The organism is Amycolatopsis sp. NPDC059027, from assembly GCF_042739735.1.
GTDB lineage: Bacteria > Actinomycetota > Actinomycetes > Mycobacteriales > Pseudonocardiaceae > Amycolatopsis.
Genome location: NZ_JBHYIK010000014.1, coordinates 55,709 through 77,127 on the forward strand (window position 1 = coordinate 55,709; position 21,419 = coordinate 77,127).

Consider the following 21,419-nt stretch of genomic DNA (forward strand, 5'->3'; position numbering starts at 1 on the left):
CGCGGCCTCGTGCGGGTCTTGTTCTTTTGTCTGGTCGCTGTGTTCTGGGGGGGGGGTGGGGTGCGGGCGGCGCGCGCGGCCCCCACCCGGGGTGCCCATCTTTCCCGCAAGCGCAGGCTGTTCTGGCCGTTCTTCGGTCCGGCTCTGGTGCTGTACCTGGCTTTCCTGGTGCTGCCGACCATCGCGACGGTCGTGCTGAGCTTCACCAGCTGGGCCGGCGCCGGGGACACGCCGAAGCCCAACGGCGTCACGAACTACGTGCAGATGTGGGACAACGACTCGTTCCAGTACGCCTTCCGCAACACGCTCGTCTACGTTTTCCTCGGTGGCATCGGCACGTTCGCGGTGGCGTTCCTGTTCACCATGGTGCTGCGGGACATGCGGGGCGGGAAGATCATCCGGGCGATCCTGTTCTTCCCGAACATCGTCGCCCCGGTCGCGCTCGGCATGTTCCTCGGGTTCGTGTTCAAGTACCAGCCGGGCAAACAGGGACTGGCGAACTTCGTGCTGGAGCACCTCGGCGCGGACGCGGCCAAGTTCCTCGCACCGTCCAATGTGACCGGTGTGGTGACGGCGTCGCTGATCTGGGCGAGTTCGGGGTTCTACATCACGATCCTGATGGCCGCGGTCGACCGCATCCCGCCCTATCTCTACGAGGACGCGGACATCGCGGGCGCTTCGCCGTGGCAGAAGTTCCGGAACATCACGCTGCCGATGACCTGGGACGTCGTCGGGGTCGCCGGGGTGCTGTGGACGATCAACGCGCTCAAGATCTTCGAGCTGGTCTTCGTGCTGGCCGGCCCCGGCACCTACGCCCCGCCGAACCAGGCGTGGACGCTGGGAATCTACGTGTTCGACCGGACCTTCGGTTCCAACGCGACGCCGGACTTCGGTGCCGCGTGCGCCTGCGCGGTCGCGATGATCGCCCTGGTATCCGTGCTCGTCGTGCTGTTGCGTCGCCTCATGCGTCGTGACGCGATCCAGTTCTAGGAGCTGTCGTGTCCGTAACCGACACTGCGTCACCGGCGACGTCGACGGCGAAGCCGGTCCGCAAAACGCCCAGGAAACCCCGGCCCGCACCGGGAGCGCGGCGCTGGGGTCCATTGAGGATTCTCGGCTCGGCGATCGTGTGGCTGTTCACCGCGGGGAACCTGCTGGTGCTGTACTGGCTGATCTCGGCCTCGTTCAAGACGCCGGTCGAGATCTTCACCAAGCCGTTCTCCTTGCCGTATCAGTGGTTCCACGTCGGGAAGCCGTTCCGGAACTTCGCCTACGCCTGGAGCAACGCCGGGTTCGGTGACGCGGTGCTGACGACGGTCGTGCTCGTCGGGCTCGCCACCGTGGCCACGGTGGCGGTGTCCGCGCCGGCGGCGTACGCGCTCACCAGGCTCGGGGTACGGGGCTCGGGCGGGATGACGAACTTCGTCGCGATCGGGATGGGCGTGCCGTTTCAGACCGTGATCATCCCGCTTTTCGTGGTCCTGTCCAAAATCCACTTCGACAACCAGTACGGCCTCTTCGTGCTGTACGTCGCCTTGTCGATTCCGTTCACGGTGTTCCTGTTGACCGGGTTCTTCCGGTCGCTGCCCGATGAACTGGAGGAGGCGGCCGCGATCGACGGCGCCTCGCCGACCAGGACGTTCTTCTCGGTGATGTTGCCCTTGGCCCGCGGCGGGCTGATCACCGCGCTGATCCTGAACGCGATCGGGCTGTGGAACGAAACCCTGCTCGCGATCGTGTTCCTCAAGGACCAGGCGCATTTCACGCTGTCGCGCGCCCTGTTCACCTTCTACGGTGCGGCGAGCTACCAGTCCGAGTACGGCGGCCTGATCGCCGGCGTCGCGATCGTGGTGCTTCCGATGCTCGTGCTGTACCTGCTGCTCGCCCGCCGGATCATCACCGGCCTCACGCTCGGCGCCGGAAAGTAAGGAATAACCATGAGTTCCGTGACCTTCTCCGACACCACGCGGTACTACGCGGGGGTGGACCGGCCCGCCGTGGACGGGCTCGATCTCGAAGTGACCGACGGCGAGTTCCTGGTGCTCGTCGGCCCCTCCGGCTGTGGTAAGTCGACGACACTGCGGATGCTGGCCGGGCTGGAGGGCGTCGACCACGGCACCATCCACATCGGCGACCGCGACGTCACCGAGCTGCCGCCCAAGGACAGGGACATCGCGATGGTGTTCCAGAACTACGCGCTCTATCCGCATATGACGGTCGGCGAGAACATCGGCTTCCACCTGAAGATCGCCAAGATGGCCAAGGCGGAGCGGGAAAAGCGGGTGCGCGAGGCGGCGGAGCTGCTCGACCTCACGCCGTACCTCGATCGCAAACCGGCCAAACTTTCCGGCGGACAGCGGCAGCGCGTCGCCATGGGCCGCGCGATCGTGCGCGAGCCCAGTGTGTTCCTGATGGACGAACCACTGTCCAATCTGGACGCGAAGCTGCGGGTGCAGACCCGGACCCAGATCGCCTCGCTGCAACGGCGGCTGGGGATCACCACCATCTACGTCACCCACGACCAGGTCGAGGCCATGACGATGGGGGACCGGGTCGCTGTGCTCAAGGACGGCCTGCTCCAGCAGTGTGACACGCCGATCGGGTTGTTCGCGAAGCCGGCCAACGTGTTCGTCGCGGGGTTCATCGGCTCACCGGCGATGAACCTGCTCGAATCCACTGTGGACAGCGACGGTGTTGTCCTCGGCGGTGCCAAGATTCCCCTGACCCCGGCACAGCGTTCAGCCTTGACGGGCCCGGAGATCGTAGTCGGTGTCCGGCCGGAGGGCTGGGATCTCGGCGAGGCGGGCACGGGAATCGACGCGGTCGTCGAGGTCGTCGAGGAACTCGGCAGCGATCAGTACCTGTACTGCCGCACCACGGGAACGGAGCAGGTCTTCACGGTCCGTACTCCCGGGATGGCACCGTGGCAGCGAGGCGAGAAGCTCGGCCTGGCACCGAAACCCGGCGCGGTGCACCTGTTCGACGCGGCTTCGGGCGATCGGCTTCCCGACGCATGAGCGATGCTTGCGAGCGAATCATGGATATCATGCGCCAAAAGGAATTCAACACTGTCTCGCGGAGCGAGGCGATCGCATGACCAGCCTTTATCACACCGAGCTGGTTCTCCCCGCCGCGCTGCTCGGGGAAGAAAATCCGTTGCCGCCCTTGGTGAAACCCGAGCAGGTCCAGCAGGTCGCGAACCTGGACGAACTGCCCGCGGATCTCGCCGAAGGGCTGGGCTATGGGCGGCTGGACACCGTGCTGCCGTGCCGGCTGCAGGACGGGTACAGCAGGGAACGGCCGACGCGGTCGTTGCCCGCGTTGGTGCTGGAGAACACGCGGCTGCGCGCGACGGTGCTTCCTTCACTCGGCGGGCGGCTGTATTCGCTGTATCACAAGCCTTCCCGGCGTGAACTGCTTTACCGGAATCCCGTTTTCCAGCCTGCCAACCTTGCGTTGCGGGATGCCTGGTTCGCGGGCGGCGTCGAATGGAACCTCGGCAGCACCGGGCACACCACGCTGACCTGCGCGCCGATGTTCGCGGCCGAAGCAGCCGGTCCCGACGGCAGTCCGATACTGCGGCTGTGGGAGTGGGAGCGGACGAGGGACCTGCCGTACCAGCTGGACTTCTGGTTGCCGGACGAGTCCGACTTCCTGCTCGTCGGAGTGCGGATCCGCAATCCGCACGCGCACGACGTCCCGGTGTACTGGTGGTCGAACATCGCGGTCACCCGCACCGAACGCGGCCGCGTACTGGTGCCCGCGAAACAGGCCTGGCACTACGGTTACGGCGGACGGCTCGACCTCGTCGAGGTCCCCGGTGACGACCTGACGTATCCCGCGCGGCACCGGAACGCGGCGGACTACTTCTTCGAGATCCCGGCGGAGTCCCGCCGGTGGATCGCGGCGGTGGACGGCGACGGCGCGGGCATGGCACAGGTGTCCACGGACCGGCTGCGCGGGCGGAAGCTGTTCGTGTGGGGCGAATCCGCGGGCGGGCGCCGATGGCAGGAGTGGCTGGCCCCCGGCGCTCCCGGCTATCTGGAGATCCAGGCCGGGCTCGCGCGTACCCAGCTGGAACATCTGCGCTTACCTGCCGGCGAGAGCTGGGATTGGCTGGAGGCGTACGGTCCTGTCGCCGCCGATCCGTCCGTTGTGCACAGTCGCGAATGGATGTCGGCGACAGACGCGGTGGAACGTATGCTGATCTCCGAGTCCGCTTTGGACGAATACCACGACGCGTGGCGCAAGGTCGCTGACACGGCACCGTCGGTGGTAGTGCACGAAGGCAGTGGCTGGGGCGCGCTCGAACTGCGCCGGATGGCGGCCGAACTGCCGGCTACGCCTTTCCCGGCGTCGTCACTCGGTCCCGAGCAGGAACCTTGGCTGGCGTTGCTGGAGGGTGCCGTACCGGACGGCGATCCGCTGGACGTCCCGGCCGCCACACTGGTCAACCAGGGCTGGGCCCACCGGCTCGAACGGGCGGCGGAAAACTGGGCGGTCTGGTACCACCGCGGTGTCGCCCGATGGGCAGCCGGGGACCACGAAGCCGCGAAACAGGCTTGGAGCTCGTCGGTCTCGGCGGCGGAAAACCCTTGGGCCCTGCGGAATCTGGCGGTCGCGGCGAGAGTCGAAGGCCGGGACGTCGAGTCCGCGCGGTTGTACGTGCGTGCTTTGGCGCTCGCGCCGGAGCTGCTGCCGCTGGCCGTCGAAGCGATCGGCGCGCAGCTCGCGGCGGGCCTGCACGATCGGGCCACCGAGCTGCTGGACTCGCTGTCTCCCGAGGCGCGCGCGGCCGGACGGGTTTGTCTGCTCGAGGCCATGACCCTGCTCGCACAAGGAGATCCCGGCGGAGCGCTGGCGATTTTCGAGGAGGGCTTCGAGATCGCCGGGATCAGGGAGGGCGAGACGTCGCTGTCCGACACGTGGGCCGCCGTGGCGGGGGATCGGCCGTTGCCGGAGCGGTACGACTTCCGGATGTCGGCGCCGGGGTGAGGGGAGCCGGGGCACGGTGACGCGGAAGTACGAACGGCACAGCGGGCTGCTGCGGATCGTGGCCGAACGCGGCCAGGTCGAGGTCGCCGAGCTGGCCGCGGAACTCGCCGTGTCGACAGCCACCGTCCGGCGCGATCTCGACCAGCTCGCCGACCAGCAGCTGCTGACCCGGACACGCGGTGGTGCCGTGGCCGGGGACGTCGCCTATGACCTGCCGCTGCGGTACAAGATGGCGCGTCAGGCCCCGGAGAAGTCGCGGATCGCCCGGGCCGTCGCGGCACTCGTCGAGCCGGGCTGGGTCGTCGGCCTCAACGGCGGCACCACGACGACGGAGATCGCCCGCGCGCTCGCCGCCCGCGGCGATCTTCCCGGCGGCATCACCCTGGTCACGAACGCGCTCAACATCGCCCACGAACTCGCCGTGCGGCACCACATCAAGCTCGTCGTGACCGGTGGTGTCGCGCGGTCGCAGTCGTTCGAGCTCACCGGCCCGCTCGCCACCCGCGTCCTCGGCGAGATCGCCATCGACCTGCTGATCCTCGGCGTCGACGCGCTCGACCCGCGGGCCGGCGCCTTCGCCAACCACGAGGGCGAGGCGAGCATCAATCGCCTCATGGTCGACCGCTCCTCCCGCGTCGTCGCCGCCGCCGATTCCTCGAAACTCGGCCGCCGCGCCTTCGCCGAGATCTGCCCCATCACCGCCATCGACACCGTCGTCACCGACTCGGCCCTTCCCGCCACCCTCGCCACCGCCTTCTCCGCCGCTACGACTGTCCACATTGTCTGACCCCGTTCGGAACGTCGATTGAGCGGTTTGTCTGTTGTGACGCTTGGTGCCGCGACGTCCAAACAGGTGACTGTGTGTCGAATGCTCCGGATGGTCTCTATCCCATAGTTGGTCTTGTTCGGCACTGTTATCGCGGGTTCGTCGGGGGCCCGGCTGCTGGCTGGTTGCTCTTGGCGAGGGGGATCTCGTGAGTGTCGTTGGTGCGCGGGTACGCGCTGCCCTGCTGTCGCTCGCCGTTACCGCCGCCGCGGTGGTGGTGGCTTTGCCGCCCGCGACGGCGTCAGCGGCCACGGTGCCGAACGAGGCGGGTGACGAAGCCACCGCGGTGGCTTTCGCGCGCGCGGGCAGCAAACAGGTTCTGGTGACGTCGAAGACGACCGAGACCTCGGAGACCAGGGCGAACCCGGACGGTTCCTGGACGCTGACGCAGTATGTGCATCCGGTGCGGGTGAAGCAGGGGCCGAAGTGGACACCGATCGACACCACGTTGGTCAAGAAACCCGACGGGACCATCGCCCCGAAGGCCGTCACCGTGGACCTTTCCCTCAACCCTGGTGGTGGCGGATCCGCGGCGGCGCCGATCGTCAAGGCAGGTTCCGCGGGCAAGGAAGTCGGTCTGAAGTGGACCGGAGACTTGCCCGTGCCCGCGTTGTCCGGGAACTCGGCGATCTATCCGGACGTCCTTCCCGGCGTTGATCTCAAGGTCAGCGCCGTTCCGGAGGGATATACCGAAGCGCTGGTGATCAAGACACCGGAAGCCGCCAGAAACCCCGGTCTGCTGAAGGTCCCGTTCGGGCTGTACACGAAGAACACGACGGTCTCGATCGCGGAGGGACAGGGGCGGGGCAAGCCGGCCAACCGGGGCAAGAGTGACGGCTTGACGGTCAAGGACAGCACCGGACGGGTGATGTTCACCGGCGACGCCTCCCGGATGTGGGACTCCTCGGGCGCGGGGTCGCAGGCCGAAGTCCAGTTGGGCAAGGGTGGTGGCCGCAGGGAAGCCACGATGGCGGTCCAGCTCGACGCGGGCAAGGTGCTGATCTCCCCGGACCAGGCTTTTCTCTCCGACCCCGCCACGAAGTACCCCGTTTCGCTGGACCCGGACAACTGGTGCACGTCCTGCGGTATCCAGGCACACGCGGTGGTTCAGTCTGGATTCCCGGAAGCACACAACTACAACGCGACGATCGGCGACCTGAGCGATCTCAAGGCGGGCTACGAGGACTACGACCCGGCGGGCACTTCCCGGTCGTACATCCAGATGGATACCTCGCAGATCGGCGGCACCGAGGTGAAGTCGGCTTCGCTGAACACCACCGTCATCCATACGTACAACTGCTCGGACGCGAAGGACACCGACTTGTGGCTCAGCGGGCCCTTCGACAGCTCCATCACCTGGAACCACCAGCCTGGCTGGAGCTACTACCTGTCTTCGGTCAACGTGGCGAACTGCCATGACGTCCCGAACGTCGTCGGACAGTTCGACGCGACCCACGCGGCGCGTGACGCGGCCGCCGGGCACTGGCCGAACGTGTCGCTGGCACTGGTCGAGGACAACACCGGCGGTGGCCTCGCGACCTGGCGGCGTTTCGACCTCAATCCGTATCTGCAGGTGAACTACAATTCCCGCCCGAACCCGCCGGAGAGTCTCTCGATGCAGCAAGGCGCGCTGCCTTGCACGAGCGGGGAAACCCGGCCGTGGGTGTACACGAAGACACCGCAACTCGCCGGCAATGTGTCCGATCCGGACGGTGGCACCCTGTACACGAAGTTCGCGGTCGCGTTCGGTTCGCTGGGCAACAACGTCTACACCCACGACAACGGCGCAAATCCCGTCGTAGTGGGGACCCCGGGACCGAACGGGCGGGCGACCGCCCAGCTGGCGGCGGTTCCGGACGGATGGATCAACGAAGACGGCGTCTACAACTGGTCGATGCAGGTGACCGATGGCGAACTGTGGTCGAACTGGGTCGGCAACTGTGAGTTCACTGTGGACACAAAGGTGCCCCAAGCTCCCGCGGTGGCCATGACCAACGCCACCGCGCCCGCCGTACAGGGGGATGAAGCGGACTTCAGCGTTTGGGTCGAAATGGCGACCGACGGATTCTTCGACCTCGATCGCTTCATCTACACCACCGATGGCTCCGAGCCACAACCCCAGGGCTCGCCCTCGGTCCCGGCGAGGCAGGGCACCGACGCCAACGGGAAGATGGTCGCCATCGCCGGCCTGAAGACGACCGCGGTCAACGGGAACCAGAACTTCATCAAGGTCAGGGCGGTCAACAAGGCGGGGACACCGGGGCCGGACGCCGTCTGCTTGGTCATCCCCGGTTCGAACCCCGCACTGGACGGGCCCTCGTGCTCCTACCATCTGCAGCCGCTCACCCCCGGAAAGAACCTGGCAGGCGCTTGGGCCGCCGACGAGGCGTCGGGAACCACGCTCGCCGACACCGCGGCCGGTACTCCCGGCAACACGGGGCTCGCCGTGCATCCGGCGACGACGACCGGAGGAGCCGGTTGGCAGGCCGGGTACAACCACGGCAACAGCTGGACTCACCCGGATACCAACGGTTACAGCGAAGGCACGAAGGGAGCGATGAGCCTCGACGGGGCCAGCGGCTACGCGCAGACCGCGGGACCTGTGGTCGACACGTCGAAGTCGTTCACCTTCGCCGCCTGGGCGAAACTGGCTGACACCAGCCATTCCCAGACAATGATCGCGCAGGACGGTGCCCAGTCCGGTCCGCTCTTCCTGCAGTACAACAAGGAGGACAATGCCTGGGAAATGCGGCTGCCGACCGCCGACGAACCCACACCCGCGGATGTGCGTGCCAAGGCGAGCGGTCCGCCACAGATCGGCGTCTGGACACACTTGGCAGGGGCCTACGACGCGTCGACGCATGTCGCGACGCTGTATGTCGATGGAGTCAAGCAGAGCACGGCGATCGCGCAAGCTTGGGCGGGCAGCGGCGCGGTCGTGTTCGGCGCCGGTAAGTGGGCGGGCAACCGCGCCGACTTCTTCCATGGCCAGATCGACGACGTCCAGGTCTGGCAACGGACACTGTCGGCGCAGGACGTCCACGATCTCGCCAACGTCGCGGCACCGCTGGCGAACTACGGCCTCGCCGAGGGCTGCGGCCCGGAACTGATGTCGAAGACGTCGAAAGTGCCTTCCCTGCAAGGAGCATGGGCGCTCGGCGAAACCGGAGGCAACAGCGCGAAGGACTCCACCAGCGTCGGCAACACGATCACGATGAGCGGTGGCTACAGCTGGGTCGCCGGCTACGACGGCGGTGCGGTCTATTTCGACGGGGCGACCGGTTGGGGTTCCACCGCCGTGCCGGTGCTGGACACCTCCGGTTCGTACACGGTGTCCACCTGGGTCAAGCCCGACGACCTGGCTGCCACCTATACGGCGCTTTCTCAGAACGGCTCCCGGGTACCCGGATTCCTGTTGCGGTACGCCAAGGACGCCAACCGGTGGGCGTTCGGCGTGAATCCCGCCGACACCGCCGCAGCTCCGGTGTGGGCGACCGGCACCTCGGCACCTCAGCCGGGCGCCTGGACGCTGCTGACCGGCACATTCGACCGGGCGAGCATGCGGATCAGGCTCTTCGTCAACGGGAAACAGGAAGCACAGGCGGAGGTACCCGCCGTTTTCAACGCCCCGGGCGGGTTGGTGCTGGGCACTGAGCAAGGCGGTAGGAACCCGCTCAAGGGGGCTCTCGACGAAACCCGGGTATGGGACCGCGCCCTCACCGCGGACCAGATCGCCGCGATGGGTGGTTCCGCCTACTACGACACCATCGGCCGTGGTACGGCGACCCCGAGCGGTGGAGTCACGCTAGGCACCGAACCCGACGGGGCCGGCAATCCGACCGGATGCGCCGCGCGGTTCACCAATGCGTGGACCGGTCAGCTCGCCGCACCGGCACCGGCGAACCTGCGCACGGACAAGTCGTTCACGGTTGAAGGGTGGGTGCGCCACCAATGGACCGCGGCCGACGCGGCCGCGCAGGGCAGGATCGACCCGGCGGCACGAGCGCTGGTGGGGATGGACGATCCACAGGCGTCGCCGTTCATGCTCGGCTATCGCAGCTGGGCGGACCCCAAGGGCAAATCCCACGGGAAGTGGAGCCTGATCCTCAGCACGAGTGCCCCTGACGGAGACGGCAGCTCGTTCGAGGTCAGCGATGTGGACGTCGTCGACAACACCTGGACGCATCTGGCCGCGACCTACGACGCGAGCAGCAGGACGATGACGCTCTATGTCAACGGCGTACCGCAAAGAGGCATTTTCGCTACGCCGACCGGTAATGGGACAGGGATCACCGCACGGGCAGGAGCCGGCGATCTCCTCATCGGGCGGGGAGTCTGGACCACCCGGCCCACCGATTTCCTCTACGGCGGTATCGCGGGTGTCCGCGTCTATGCCGGAGTCCGCAGTGTCGTGGACATCGGCGGTGACGCCACGAACGACGATCCTCGGTTGCTGTTCACGAGATAGGCGGCTCGGCAAATCGTGACTCCGATAAGGGGAAGAGGGCGGGCAGTGGTTCGTTTCCGGGTCAACAGGCGGGTCAAGATGACGGCGGGTGCCGTCGTGGTGATGATGACCTTCGCGGCCCAACAGGCTGTCGCGATCCCGGCGAAGGCTCACGGATGGCACGATCTTGGCTGGGAGCTTCCCGCCTTGCAGAGGGCGAAGTCCGTTCCCGGGCGGCCTGGCGGGCTCGGCGACCACCCGGAAAAAGTCGCCTCGGCACCGATTCCGGCCGTTGCCTGGCCGGGGAAGGCGACAGCCGAAGTCGAGCTGGCGCCGGTCGCGGCCGGGCAGCGTGTGTCGGCCGCGGCGGTTGCTTCGGTTCCGGTGACCCTCGCCCGCGGCCAGGGCCGGGACCCGAAGACGGGTTCGCTCGCCGCCGACGGCAAGTCGAGTGCGGTGGCGCACGGTCCCGGGCGGGTCAAGATCGAGGCTCTCGACCAGCCGACGTCGGAGCGGGTGGGAATCGCGGGCACCTTGATCCGGCTGGCACCGGTTTCGGGAGACACCGCCGGGCCGCTCGCGGTCGACCTGGACTATCACTCCTTCGCCGGTGCTTACGGAGCGGACTACGGGAGCCGTCTGCGGTTCGTCGAATACCCGGAATGTGTTCTGACCCGGCCCGAGGACGCGCAGTGCCGGGTGAAGAAGCCGGTCGAGTCGGCCAATGACGCGCGCTCACGTCATCTCATCGGGCAAGTCGCATTCGCTCAGGACAACATGGCCCGGCTGGTCGCCGCCGAGGCCGATGACAAGGGTGGCGGTGGGGATTTCAAGGCCACCAGCCTCAAACCCGCGGGTTCCTGGAGTTCGGGTGGGTCGACCGGTGCCTTCACGTACTCCTATCCGGTGACGACCCCGGCCGGCCCGAGCGGCACGGCACCGACGATCAGCTTGAACTATTCCTCGGACGCCGTCGACGGACTGACCTCGGCGACGAACAACCAGGCGTCCGCGATCGGCGACGGCTGGTCGCTGTCCGGTGGTGGTTTCATCGAACGGTCCTACAAGTCGTGTTCCCAGGATCTGGGCGGTAACAACGGCCAAACCAAGAAGGGCGACCTCTGCTGGTTCTCCGACAACGCGACACTGTCGTTCGCCGGAGGCAACGACGCGCTCGTGAAGGACAAGGGCAACGGCAGCTGGCACAGCAAGAAGGACACGGCGTCGAAGATCGAGCGGGTGCTCGGGGCATCGAACGGAGCCAAGGACGGCGAATACTGGAAGCTCACCACCGCCGACGGCACCCAGTACTTCTTCGGCCTGAACCACCTGCCGGGTTGGCAGAGCGGCAAACCGGAGACCCGCTCGACCTGGACCGAGCCGGTCTTCGGCAACAACGACGGAGAACCTTGTCACACCAATGACTTCGTGACGTCGTCCTGCCAGCAGGCCTGGCGCTGGAACCTCGACTATTCCGTCGACACGCACGGCAATGCCACCGCGTACTACTACGACATCGAGAGCAACGCGTACGCGCTCGACGAAAACACCGCCAGCGCGACCTCGTACATGCGAGGGGGATATTTGTCCCGCATCGAATACGGGTTCAACACCCGGGTCGCCGATGTCTATTCCGCCGCGCCCGCCCGGATCGTGTTCGACAGCGCGGAACGGTGCCTGCCGCAAGGTGTCATCACCTGCGACCCGGGGCAGCTGACGAAGGACAATGCCAAATCCTGGCCGGACGTTCCGTACGACCACATCTGCGCTGAAAAAGCGAAGTGCCTGTACGCGTCTCCGACATTCTTCAGCCGCAAGCGCTATGTGAAGATCTCGACCCAGGTCAGCGGCGGGAACGGCTCGTGGAACACGGTGAACGAATGGAGTCTCGGTCAGTCGTTCCCCGCGACCGGTGATGGCGGCAGCCCCTCGATGTGGCTGGACACGATCACGCAGACAGGTCGCGCGGGCGACCCGGTCACCCTGCCGCCGACGACGTTCCATCCGAAGGCGAAGGCCAACCGGGTGGATGCGAACAGCCAGTACACCGCGCTCACGCGCAACCGCATCGACGCGGTCACGAACTCGACCGGTGGTGTGACAGCGATCAATTACGCCGACCCCGAGTGCAAGCCCGGGATCGCCATGCCTGCCTCACCGGAGAGCAACACCCTGGCCTGTTATCCGGCGTACTGGACACCGGGCGGAGCGACCGATCCGGTGCTTGACTGGTTCAACAAATATCCGGTGGTCGACATCACCGATGACGGGAAAACGCAACTTTCCCAGCAGGTTCTCACCCACTACGATTACCTCGGCGGCGCGGCGTGGCATCACGACGACAACCCGCTCACGGATCCGAAGTACCGCACCTGGTCCCAGTTCCGTGGTTACGGCATCGTGAAGACCACTAAAGGCCAGGCGAAGAGTGACCCCTCGGGGCCGCCGACGGTCACGGAGAACCGATACCTCCGCGGGATGGACGGTGACGCGCAGCCCAATGGGGGACATCGCAGTGTCACCGTGCCGACCTACTGGGGTGACAATGTCGCCGACAGCAACCAGTTCGCCGGATTCGCCCGCGAATCGCTGACCTATCTCGATGGCGAGGTCGTCGCCGAAACGGTGAACGATCCGTGGAGCAGCGCTCCAACGGCGACGGACACGGACGGTTTCCAGGCGTTCTACACCGGGACCGCGGCCGCACGAGGGCGAGTATGGATCGCTTCGGCCAAGAAGTGGCGTGTCAGCCGGAAGTCCACCACGTTCGGCGACTACGGATTGGCGGTGGCCGAGGAGAACGACGGTGAGGTGAACGACGCCGTCCCCGACCCGGCACAGGCGACGTGCACGAAGACCGAGTATCACGCCAACACCGGTGTCTGGCTGCTCAACGCGGTTCACCGGGTCACGAAGTTCGGCGGCACCTGTGACGCCGCGCCGAGCGATCGGAACATCATCGCGGACACGAAGAACTCGTTCGACCAGCAGGACTATGCTGCCGTCCCGACGATCGGCGATGTCACCGCCGTCGACGAACTCGACGGCTGGCCGCCGGGCGGCGCCGAGGTTTTCCAGTCCCCGGCCAAAAAGACGGCGTACGACCTCTACGGCAGATCGGTTTCGGTGACCGATCCGCGTGGTCTGACGACCACCACCGTCTACACGCCGGCTACGGGCGGGCCGGTTACCCAGATCGCGACGACGACGCCTCGGATCAGCGAGACCAACGCGACACAGTTCACCTCGACCAAGGTGCTCGACGCCGTCTCCGGCGCGACCCTGGCCGAGATCGACAACAGCGGATTGCGCACGGACGCCGCCTACGACGCGCTCGGCAGGCTCACCGCCGTCTGGACCCCTGGTCATGACCGGTCCGCAGACGCTTCCGCGACGACGCTCTACGAGTATTCCGTCGTCAGTACCGGAATCAGTTCGGTGACGACGAAAACGGCGCAGGCGGACGGAAGTTACGCGGTCACGTACGCGCTGGTCGACGGTTTGGGCCGGACCGTGCAAACCCAGTCGCCTACCCCGTACGACGGCGGAGGGCGGGTGGTCGCGGACACGTACTACGATTCGCAAGGCCGCGCTTACCTGACTCACAGTCCATATTGGAATGGCGACAGCGGGCCCGCCATCACGTTGCTCATCGTGCAGCACAACGCGGTCCCGGGAAGCAAGGCCACGACTTACGACAGCGCGGGACGCAGCGTCGCCGTGGCGTACCTGCACAACGGCGCCGAACAGTGGCGCACCACGACGAAGTACGACGGCGACAGGGTCACCACGATGCCTCCGGCGGGCGGGGTGGCCACGGCGGCGATCACGAACGGGCTTGGCCAGAAGACCCAGCTGTTGCAGTTCAAGGACAGCACACACACCGAACCCGGTGATCCCTCGGATGTCACGTCCTACAGCTACACGCGAGCGGGTCAGCTGGACACGGTCACGGACGCGACCGGCAAGAACAAGTGGACGACGACCTACGACCTGCACTGGCGCAAGGCCGCCTCGACGGATCCGGACACCGGGACGACGACCTACACCTACGACCCGATCGGAAACCTGACCACCACCACGGACGCCAGGCACCGCACGCTGGCGTATACCTACGACAACCTGGGGCGCAAGACCGCCGAACTCGACGGTTCCCCGTCCGGCCCCAAACTGGCCGAATGGACCTACGACACCATGCAGGCGGGCCTGCCGACCGGCTCGACCCGTTATGCGGACGGACGTGCCTACACGACGTCGGTCACCGGCTACGACACGGCAGGCCGGGTGACCTCGACCCGGATCACCATTCCCGGTGCGGAGACCGGACTCGGCGGCACGTACGACTTCACCACCGACTACGACCCGTTGAGCGGCGCGGTCCGGTCGACGACCAGCCCGCAGAAGGGCGGCCTCTCCTACGAACGGATCTTCCACGACTACGGGGCGCTCGGCCAGCCGACCGGGCTGCACGCGTCCGCGGTAGGCGGGCCGAACACCAATCTCGTCTCGCTGACCCAGTACAACGCGCTGGCCCAGGTGCTGAGGACCAACTTCCAGGACCCGAACAGCCCGTACCAGGTTTCGGTGACCAACACCTACGAGGACGGGACCAACCGGCTGAGCGGCACGATCGCGCAGCGAGCCACCTCGGCGAACCACGACGTCACCAACCGTGCCTACACCTACCGGCCCGACGACAACCTGACCCAGATCGCGGACACCCCGCAGGACGCCACGCCGGACATCCAGTGTTTCCGGTACGACTACCTGCAGCGGCTCAGCGACGCCTGGACGCCGTCCCAGGCAGACTGCGGGCCCGGCCCGGCGGCGAACGCTCTCGGCGGTTCCGCTCCGTACTGGACTTCGTGGTCCTTCGACACCAGCGGAAACCGGACCCGCCAGGTACAGCACACCGCCGCGGGCGACACCGGCGCGACGTCGACCTACCCGGACCCGGGGCAACCCCGGCCGCACGCGGCGCAGACCGTGACCACGGCGAGCGGCTCGACGAGCAAGCAGAGCGGCTACACCTACAACGACGCGGGGAGCGTGGCGACGCGAGGGCCGGCGGGAGGCGCGCAGACTTTCGATTACGACGCCGAGGGCCGCCTCTCGTCGGTCACCGAGGCGGACGGCAAGACGAGCACGTACGTCTACGACGCCGACGGAAACCGGCTGATCACCCGCGACCCGAAAGGTCTGACGCTGACAGTCGGCGACCTCGAGCTCCATGTCGCCGCGGGTTCGTCGACGGCCGTGGGTACTCGCTTCTACAGCTACGACAAGCGACCGATCGCCGAACGCAACGCGCTCACCGGCCTCACCTGGCTGCTGGTGGACAAGCAGGGGACCGCGTACGCGACGGTCGACGCGGCCAACCTGGCGGTGCGGAAGCGGTGGCAGGACCCGTACGGGGTGCCCCGCGGTCCGCTTGACTCGACCTGGCCCGACAGCCGCGGATTCCTTGGGGGCTATCAGAACACGACCGGACTCACGCATCTCGGGGCTCGGGAGTACGACCCGGCCGCGGGTGCCTTCACCGCTGCCGACCCGGTGCTCGACACGGACAACCCCGCGCACCTCAACGCCTACACCTACGGATATGGCAACCCGATCGGAAATCCCGACCCCAGTGGTCTCGAACCGATGTTGTCCTCGTGCGCGAACGCGGACGACCGGCTTGCCTGCGCGAACTATGGCTACACCGGGAGCACGGGCAGCGACAGCTTCTACAACGACTACCGGATGTCGTGGGCCTGGAACTGCAACTGGAATCGTTATTGCCTGGCCAAGAACTCCGACGTCACCCGCAAGAACAGCGCGCGCCCGACCCGCGAGCGTGCCGAGTCCGTTTACCGGGAGTACCACCGCGAGGCCATGACCCCGCGGCAGGTTCTCCAACTGGGCTGGGAACTCACCGGTATCCCCGGGATTCTCGACTGCGTCAAGTCACCCGAGTGGTCGTCTTGTCTGTCCGCCGCGGCGGACGTCGCACTGATGGCGGCGCCCTATCTCAAGGGTGGCAAGGCCTTGAAGGACATAGCAAAGCTCGAAAAGCTCCGTGACGGCGCGCGTGTGGGCCATACGGTGGACGATGCGGTGGCGGGCGAAGCCGACGTCGCCGCGATCAGTAAGTTGGGGTGCCCGACCGAGCCGCATAGCTTCACCCCGGACACACCTGTACTGATGGCGGACGGCTCTGCCAAGCCGATCAAGGACGTGAAGGTCGGCGACAAGGTCCTCAACGCCGACCCGGACAGCAAGGTTATGCGGCAGCATGTCGTGACCGCAGTCCACGTCACCGACGATGACCACGACCTGGTCGACCTCGTCCTCGATGGGGCCATCGGTGCGCAGGCCCTGACCACCACTGAACACCACCCGTTCTGGGAGGCCCGCACCCACCACTGGATCGAAGCCGGTGAACTGCGGGCCGGAGATCGACTCGTCGCACCGAGCCAAAAGTATGTCGGTGTCCTCGATGTTCAGCGTCGGGCCGGTCGGAGTCGCACGTACGACCTCACTGTCGACGGAGTGCATACCTATTATGTACTGGCCGGGGCGGTGCCCGTCCTTGTGCACAACACGAATTGCTTCTCCACCACTGCGGGCGAGGCTGTCAAATTCCTTAAACCTACGCAGAAGACGCGCACTTGGGAGCAGGAAGCAGCGCTTGAGCACCTGTCGAACGAAGATTTGCTCAAGGCGATTCACGAACCCGCGGACGGCGACGAAATCCTCGTGCTCCGGGATGGTCGACAGCTGGGTGGGCATCATCGAATCGACGAGCTCAGGCGTAGAGTCGAAGACGGAAGAATCGACCCCAACACACCCCTGCATCTGAAGTGGTACGATTCGGATGCGCATGGTTAGGAGTGGTCATGACCTCAGGTGAGGTGCCGATTCGTCGTCAGACAACGGTGCGGTGGGACGATGCGGACTTCACAGTCCGTGTCGTAACAATGGAAGATCTGATACGCATCCAACGAGATGATGTGGCGAACGGATGGAGCAGGCGCTGGTCATCCGAGGAAGAATTGTCGCGCCAGCTGTCCGCGGGTAGGGAAATGTTTCTTTGCCCCATGGTCAGAAATGGTGGCCCTGAAGGCTCATCCGAATCTTATCGATGCTGGCTTTGGTTCACGCTGGGGACGGGAAACGGCGGTAAAGGTGTAACTCTTCTCGACGTGGGGAAGGATTTGTATAACTCGCTCCCCGAGGTGTCGTCGGCAAGTGATTTGAAGAGAGTCGTCCGAGTGATGTTCGGTGGTGTGACCGAAGGCTGTCAGTTCGAGTCCATTTGGTGACGATTTGAGGTAACCCGTTCCAACTGGGCCCGTGAGCCGAATGGCAAGGATGCTCGCCTGGCTCGTCGAAGGCGAACAGTGGATCGTGCTCGACGGTTCCGTCCTCTTCTCCGCCAGGTCCGACTGGACTCTCCACGTTTCGCCTGGCAAGTGGCCTGAGCCGACAGAGAGGTTCTGCCCACCGGACTCCTGGTTCTCCGAGAAGATTCTCCTCGCGGTCGGCGGGCTGGGGTTCGATCGGTTGCTGGGCTGGGATGAGGCACGCAATGAGGTCGGCGAATTCTGGGGAGTCGACCTGTGGTTCCGAGGCGGAACCCTCGGGGTTCGGGCGGGGGGGGGCGATTACGGCGAGTGGCGGCTGAGGCTGTCATGCGTGGCAGGTGCGTGGATCGATGCGTGAAGATGTTCGATGTTGGCGTTTTTGCTTGACTTTCGTGCACTTGTGAACGCAGGATGGGGCGACGCCGGAGAGGGTCCGGCCGGGGACGTGGGAGCCGTCGTATGCGCCGTCTTGCCTGTCTTGCCGCCTTGTGCGCGGTCGCCGCCGGAGGGGTGGCGGCTCCGGCCGCCGCGGACGATCAGCTGGTCACGCTGCGGTCGGCGAATCTGAAGGTCACTGTCGACCCGAAGTTTCCGCGTGTCGTGGAGTACACCGACGCGCGGAGCGGGGCGAAGCTGTACGGGAACGAGGACAAGATCGGCAAGGTCGTCCTCAACGGGACCGCGTATACGCCGCAGGTGACCAGCCGGAGGGCCGGTGACCACGTCGGCTATCGGCTCGGCTTCCCGGAGTACGGCGGCGTCGTGCTGGACGCGACGATCGGTCTCGAGGGCAGTGAGATCGACTTCAAGATCACGAGGATCCAGGACACCGAGAAGAACCCCGTCAAGTCACTGTCCATTCCGGACCAGAATCTCGTCTCGGTGCGCAGTGACCAGCCGGGTGCCGCGCTCGCCGCGGCCAAGATGTACAACGCCACCACCGGCACCGGCGACACGTTCACGCAGGTCACCAAGGACGCCCCGGCCGAGGCGGCGCCGTCGGGCGCGATGTACGGAATCGTCAACACCGGGCAGCTCGCGGCGTCGATCGAGACGAACTCCGCCTACGACACGCCGTCCGGGCCGACCGCCAAGGACAACGGCCGGATTCGCAAGCAGATCGCGGACAAGGGCGCGTACAAGCGCGCCGGGTTGTGGAGTGGCGACTGGACGTACCGGGCGAACGGGGCGAGCCGCACGGATACGGAACCCTTGCCGTACACCAAGATCGTCGTCACCGGTGACCGCAACGGCGACAAGGCCGTCGACTGGCAGGACGGCGCGATCGCCTTCCGCGACATCATGACCAACCCGCGGGGCTGGCAGCAGGTGGCCCAGCGGCCGATTATGCGCATCCCGTTCAACTTCGCCTCGAACGCCGAGCACCCGTTCACGCAAAGCCTCGACGAGACCAAGCGGGTCGCGCTCAACACCGACGGCCTCGGTCAGTTCGTACTGCTCAAGGGCTACGGTTCCGAGGGACACGACTCCGCGCACCCGGACTACGCGGGTGTCGGCAAGCGCCAGGGCGGCGTGAAGGACCTGAACGCGCTGGTCGAGAACTCGCGCCGGTACAACGCCGACATCGGCGTGCACATCCAGGACACCGAGGAGTACCCGGTGTCGCCCGCGTTCGACCCTGCGATCGCCAACGACGTCAAGAAAGACCTCGGCTGGGACTGGCTCGACCAGAGCTACCACATCAACTACCGCTACGACGGCCAAAGCGGCAAGCGGCTCTCGCGGCTGGAAGCGTTCAAGAAGGAGGTCCCCGGTCTCGACTTCCTTTACGTGGACACGTGGTACGGCGACGGCTACACCTCGGAGAAGTTCGCCCGCGAGATGAACGGCCTCGGCTACGACGTCGCGACCGAGTTCCCGGACAAGTTCGAGCGCCAGAGCGTCTGGAGCCACTGGGCCAACGACGTGCACTACGGCGGCAGCAACTACAAGGGCATCAACAGCCAGATCGTCCGCTTCATCCGCAATCACCAGAAGGACGACTGGATCGCGGGCGATCCGCTGCTCGGCGGCGGCGAACTGAGCGCGTACGAGGGCTGGGTCGGCGGCGCCGGTTATCCCGCGTTCATCGCCAAGACCTTCGGCACCGACCTGCCCACCAAGTATCTCCAGGGCTTCACGATCCAGAAATGGGCACCGCACACGATCGCGTTGTCCGACGGCGTCGGCGTCTCCGACTCGACCGGCACCCGGCAGATCAGCAAGGACGGCCATCTCGTGCTGAACGGCGGCGCGTACCTGCTTCCGTGGAGCCAGCAGGAGGAAACCAAGCTGTACCACTGGAATCCGGCGGGCGGGAGTACGAAGTGGACACTGCCGAAGTCCTGGGGTGCCAAGCGTTCGGTCAAGCTGTACCAGCTCACCGACACCGGACGCCGGTTCGTCAAGGACCTGAACGTCGACGCCACGCGCCAGATCAGCATCGACGCGGTCGCGAAGACGCCGTACGTCGTGTACCCGGCCGATCCCGGGCCGAACGCCGACGCGAATTGGGGTGACAACACCGGCCTGAAGGATCCGTCCTTCTACTCGGGCAACCTCGACGCGTGGAAGGTCACCGGCGACAAGAACAAGACGTCCGTACCCGCGAACGCGGCCGGACAGCGACAGTTGCGCATCGACGGTGGCCAGGGAACCACCGTGTCCCAGCAGGTCGCCGGGCTCACTGGCGGTAAGACCTATACCGCGTCGGTGAACGTCCAGGTGGCGCCGGGGCAACGCAAGGCGAGTCTCACCGTGAGCCCCGCGGGCGGAAAACCCGTTACCCAGTGGACGGACGCCTCGACCGTCAAGAACTACGTCCGCGCCAGCGAGTACGCCGGGACGACCACACAACGGATGAAGGTCGTCTTCGACGTCCCGAGTGGACAGTCGACCGCGACGCTGGCACTGGAGGCGGCGGCCGGGAATCCGGCGGTGTCCTTCGACGACGTCCGCGTCGTCCAAACCGGACGGACGCCGCAGGGCGGGCACTATTTCGCCGAGGACTTCGAACACGTCGACACCGGCTGGGGACCGTTCGTCTACGCCGGGAACGACGGCGCGCCGGACGATCCGCGGACGCACATCGCACAGAAGAACGCGCCGTACACTCAGGCCGGCTGGAACGGGAAGCTCGTCGACGACGTCGTCGGCGACGGCGAGTCGTTGAAATCGCACGAAGAGAACCAAGGCCTGGTGTACCGGACACTGCCGCAGACACTGCGTTTCGAGCCGGGCCACCGCTACCGCGTGTCGTTCACCTACGAGGCGTCGAAAACCGGCGACTACGCCTTCGTGACCGGCGCGGGTACGAGCACGACGTTCGCCGAGGCCCACACGCCGACGACGTTCACCGCGACCGTCGACGGTGGTGCCGACGCCTGGATCGGCGTCGCGAAACTGACCCCGGGAACGCAGAACCAGGACCACGATCTGATCCTGGACAACCTGGTGGTGGACGAGATCGGCTGATCCCATCCGGCGGGTCCTGTGTGGTGCGCTGCGATGAATGCAGCATACTGCTCGAAACAGGGTGTAACAGCGCAGCACAGTGCGCGGAGATCACCCCGCGAGCGGCACCGCAGAGGTAGGGAGCACCGCCGATGGCCCGGCACGAACGGTTGAGCACGCTGCTGGACATGCTCGGGCAGCGGGAGAAGATCGACGTCGAGGACGTGGGGGGCGCCCCGGCAACGTGGGGGGGCCCCCCCCCCCCCGGCCCCCCCCCCCCCCCCCCCCAACCCCCCCCCCCCCCCCCCCCCCCCCGCCCCCCGGGCCCCCCCCCCCCCCCCCCACCACC

At 66.4% G+C, this 21,419-nt stretch carries 10 protein-coding genes; all 10 read left to right on the forward strand.

Going from position 1 to position 21,419, the window contains the following annotated elements:
- The first annotated feature begins 60 nt into the window (after positions 1 to 60).
- The 10 genes from ACFWY9_RS12305 to ACFWY9_RS12350 all read left to right on the forward strand — a co-directional run bounded on the left by ACFWY9_RS12305 (position 61) and on the right by ACFWY9_RS12350 (position 21,091).
- Positions 61 to 990, forward strand: a complete 930-nt coding sequence (locus ACFWY9_RS12305) for a carbohydrate ABC transporter permease (protein WP_378338856.1) — start codon at positions 61 to 63, stop codon at positions 988 to 990.
- An 8-nt stretch (positions 991 to 998) separates the two neighbouring features.
- Positions 999 to 1,928, forward strand: a complete 930-nt coding sequence (locus tag ACFWY9_RS12310) for a carbohydrate ABC transporter permease (protein ID WP_378338857.1) — start codon at positions 999 to 1,001, stop codon at positions 1,926 to 1,928.
- A 9-nt stretch (positions 1,929 to 1,937) separates the two neighbouring features.
- On the forward strand, positions 1,938 to 3,017 hold the full coding sequence (locus ACFWY9_RS12315; RefSeq protein WP_378338858.1) for an ABC transporter ATP-binding protein: 1,080 nt from the start codon (positions 1,938 to 1,940) through the stop codon (positions 3,015 to 3,017).
- Between the two features lie 76 nt (positions 3,018 to 3,093).
- Positions 3,094 to 4,995, forward strand: coding sequence for a DUF5107 domain-containing protein (locus tag ACFWY9_RS12320; RefSeq protein ID WP_378338859.1), 1,902 nt, complete (start codon positions 3,094 to 3,096; stop codon positions 4,993 to 4,995).
- Positions 4,996 to 5,011: 16 nt separating this feature from the next.
- Positions 5,012 to 5,782 carry a DeoR/GlpR family DNA-binding transcription regulator gene (locus ACFWY9_RS12325; protein WP_378338860.1) on the forward strand — a complete coding sequence of 257 codons (771 nt, stop codon included), beginning with the start codon at positions 5,012 to 5,014 and terminating at the stop codon, positions 5,780 to 5,782.
- Between the two features lie 187 nt (positions 5,783 to 5,969).
- Positions 5,970 to 10,289, forward strand: a complete 4,320-nt coding sequence (locus ACFWY9_RS12330) for a LamG-like jellyroll fold domain-containing protein (protein WP_378338861.1) — start codon at positions 5,970 to 5,972, stop codon at positions 10,287 to 10,289.
- A gap of 78 nt (positions 10,290 to 10,367) precedes the next feature.
- Entirely contained in the window at positions 10,368 to 17,141 is a 6,774-nt protein-coding gene (locus ACFWY9_RS12335) for a polymorphic toxin-type HINT domain-containing protein (protein WP_378338862.1), read from the forward strand.
- 8 nt (positions 17,142 to 17,149) lie between these two features.
- Positions 17,150 to 17,575 carry a hypothetical protein gene (locus ACFWY9_RS12340; protein WP_378338863.1) on the forward strand — a complete coding sequence of 142 codons (426 nt, stop codon included), beginning with the start codon at positions 17,150 to 17,152 and terminating at the stop codon, positions 17,573 to 17,575.
- Positions 17,576 to 17,624: 49 nt separating this feature from the next.
- Positions 17,625 to 17,975 carry a hypothetical protein gene (locus ACFWY9_RS12345; RefSeq protein WP_378338864.1) on the forward strand — a complete coding sequence of 117 codons (351 nt, stop codon included), beginning with the start codon at positions 17,625 to 17,627 and terminating at the stop codon, positions 17,973 to 17,975.
- 101 nt (positions 17,976 to 18,076) lie between these two features.
- Complete coding sequence (locus ACFWY9_RS12350) at positions 18,077 to 21,091, forward strand: endo-alpha-N-acetylgalactosaminidase family protein (protein WP_378338865.1); 3,015 nt, start codon at positions 18,077 to 18,079, stop codon at positions 21,089 to 21,091.
- Positions 21,092 to 21,419 lie beyond the last annotated feature (328 nt).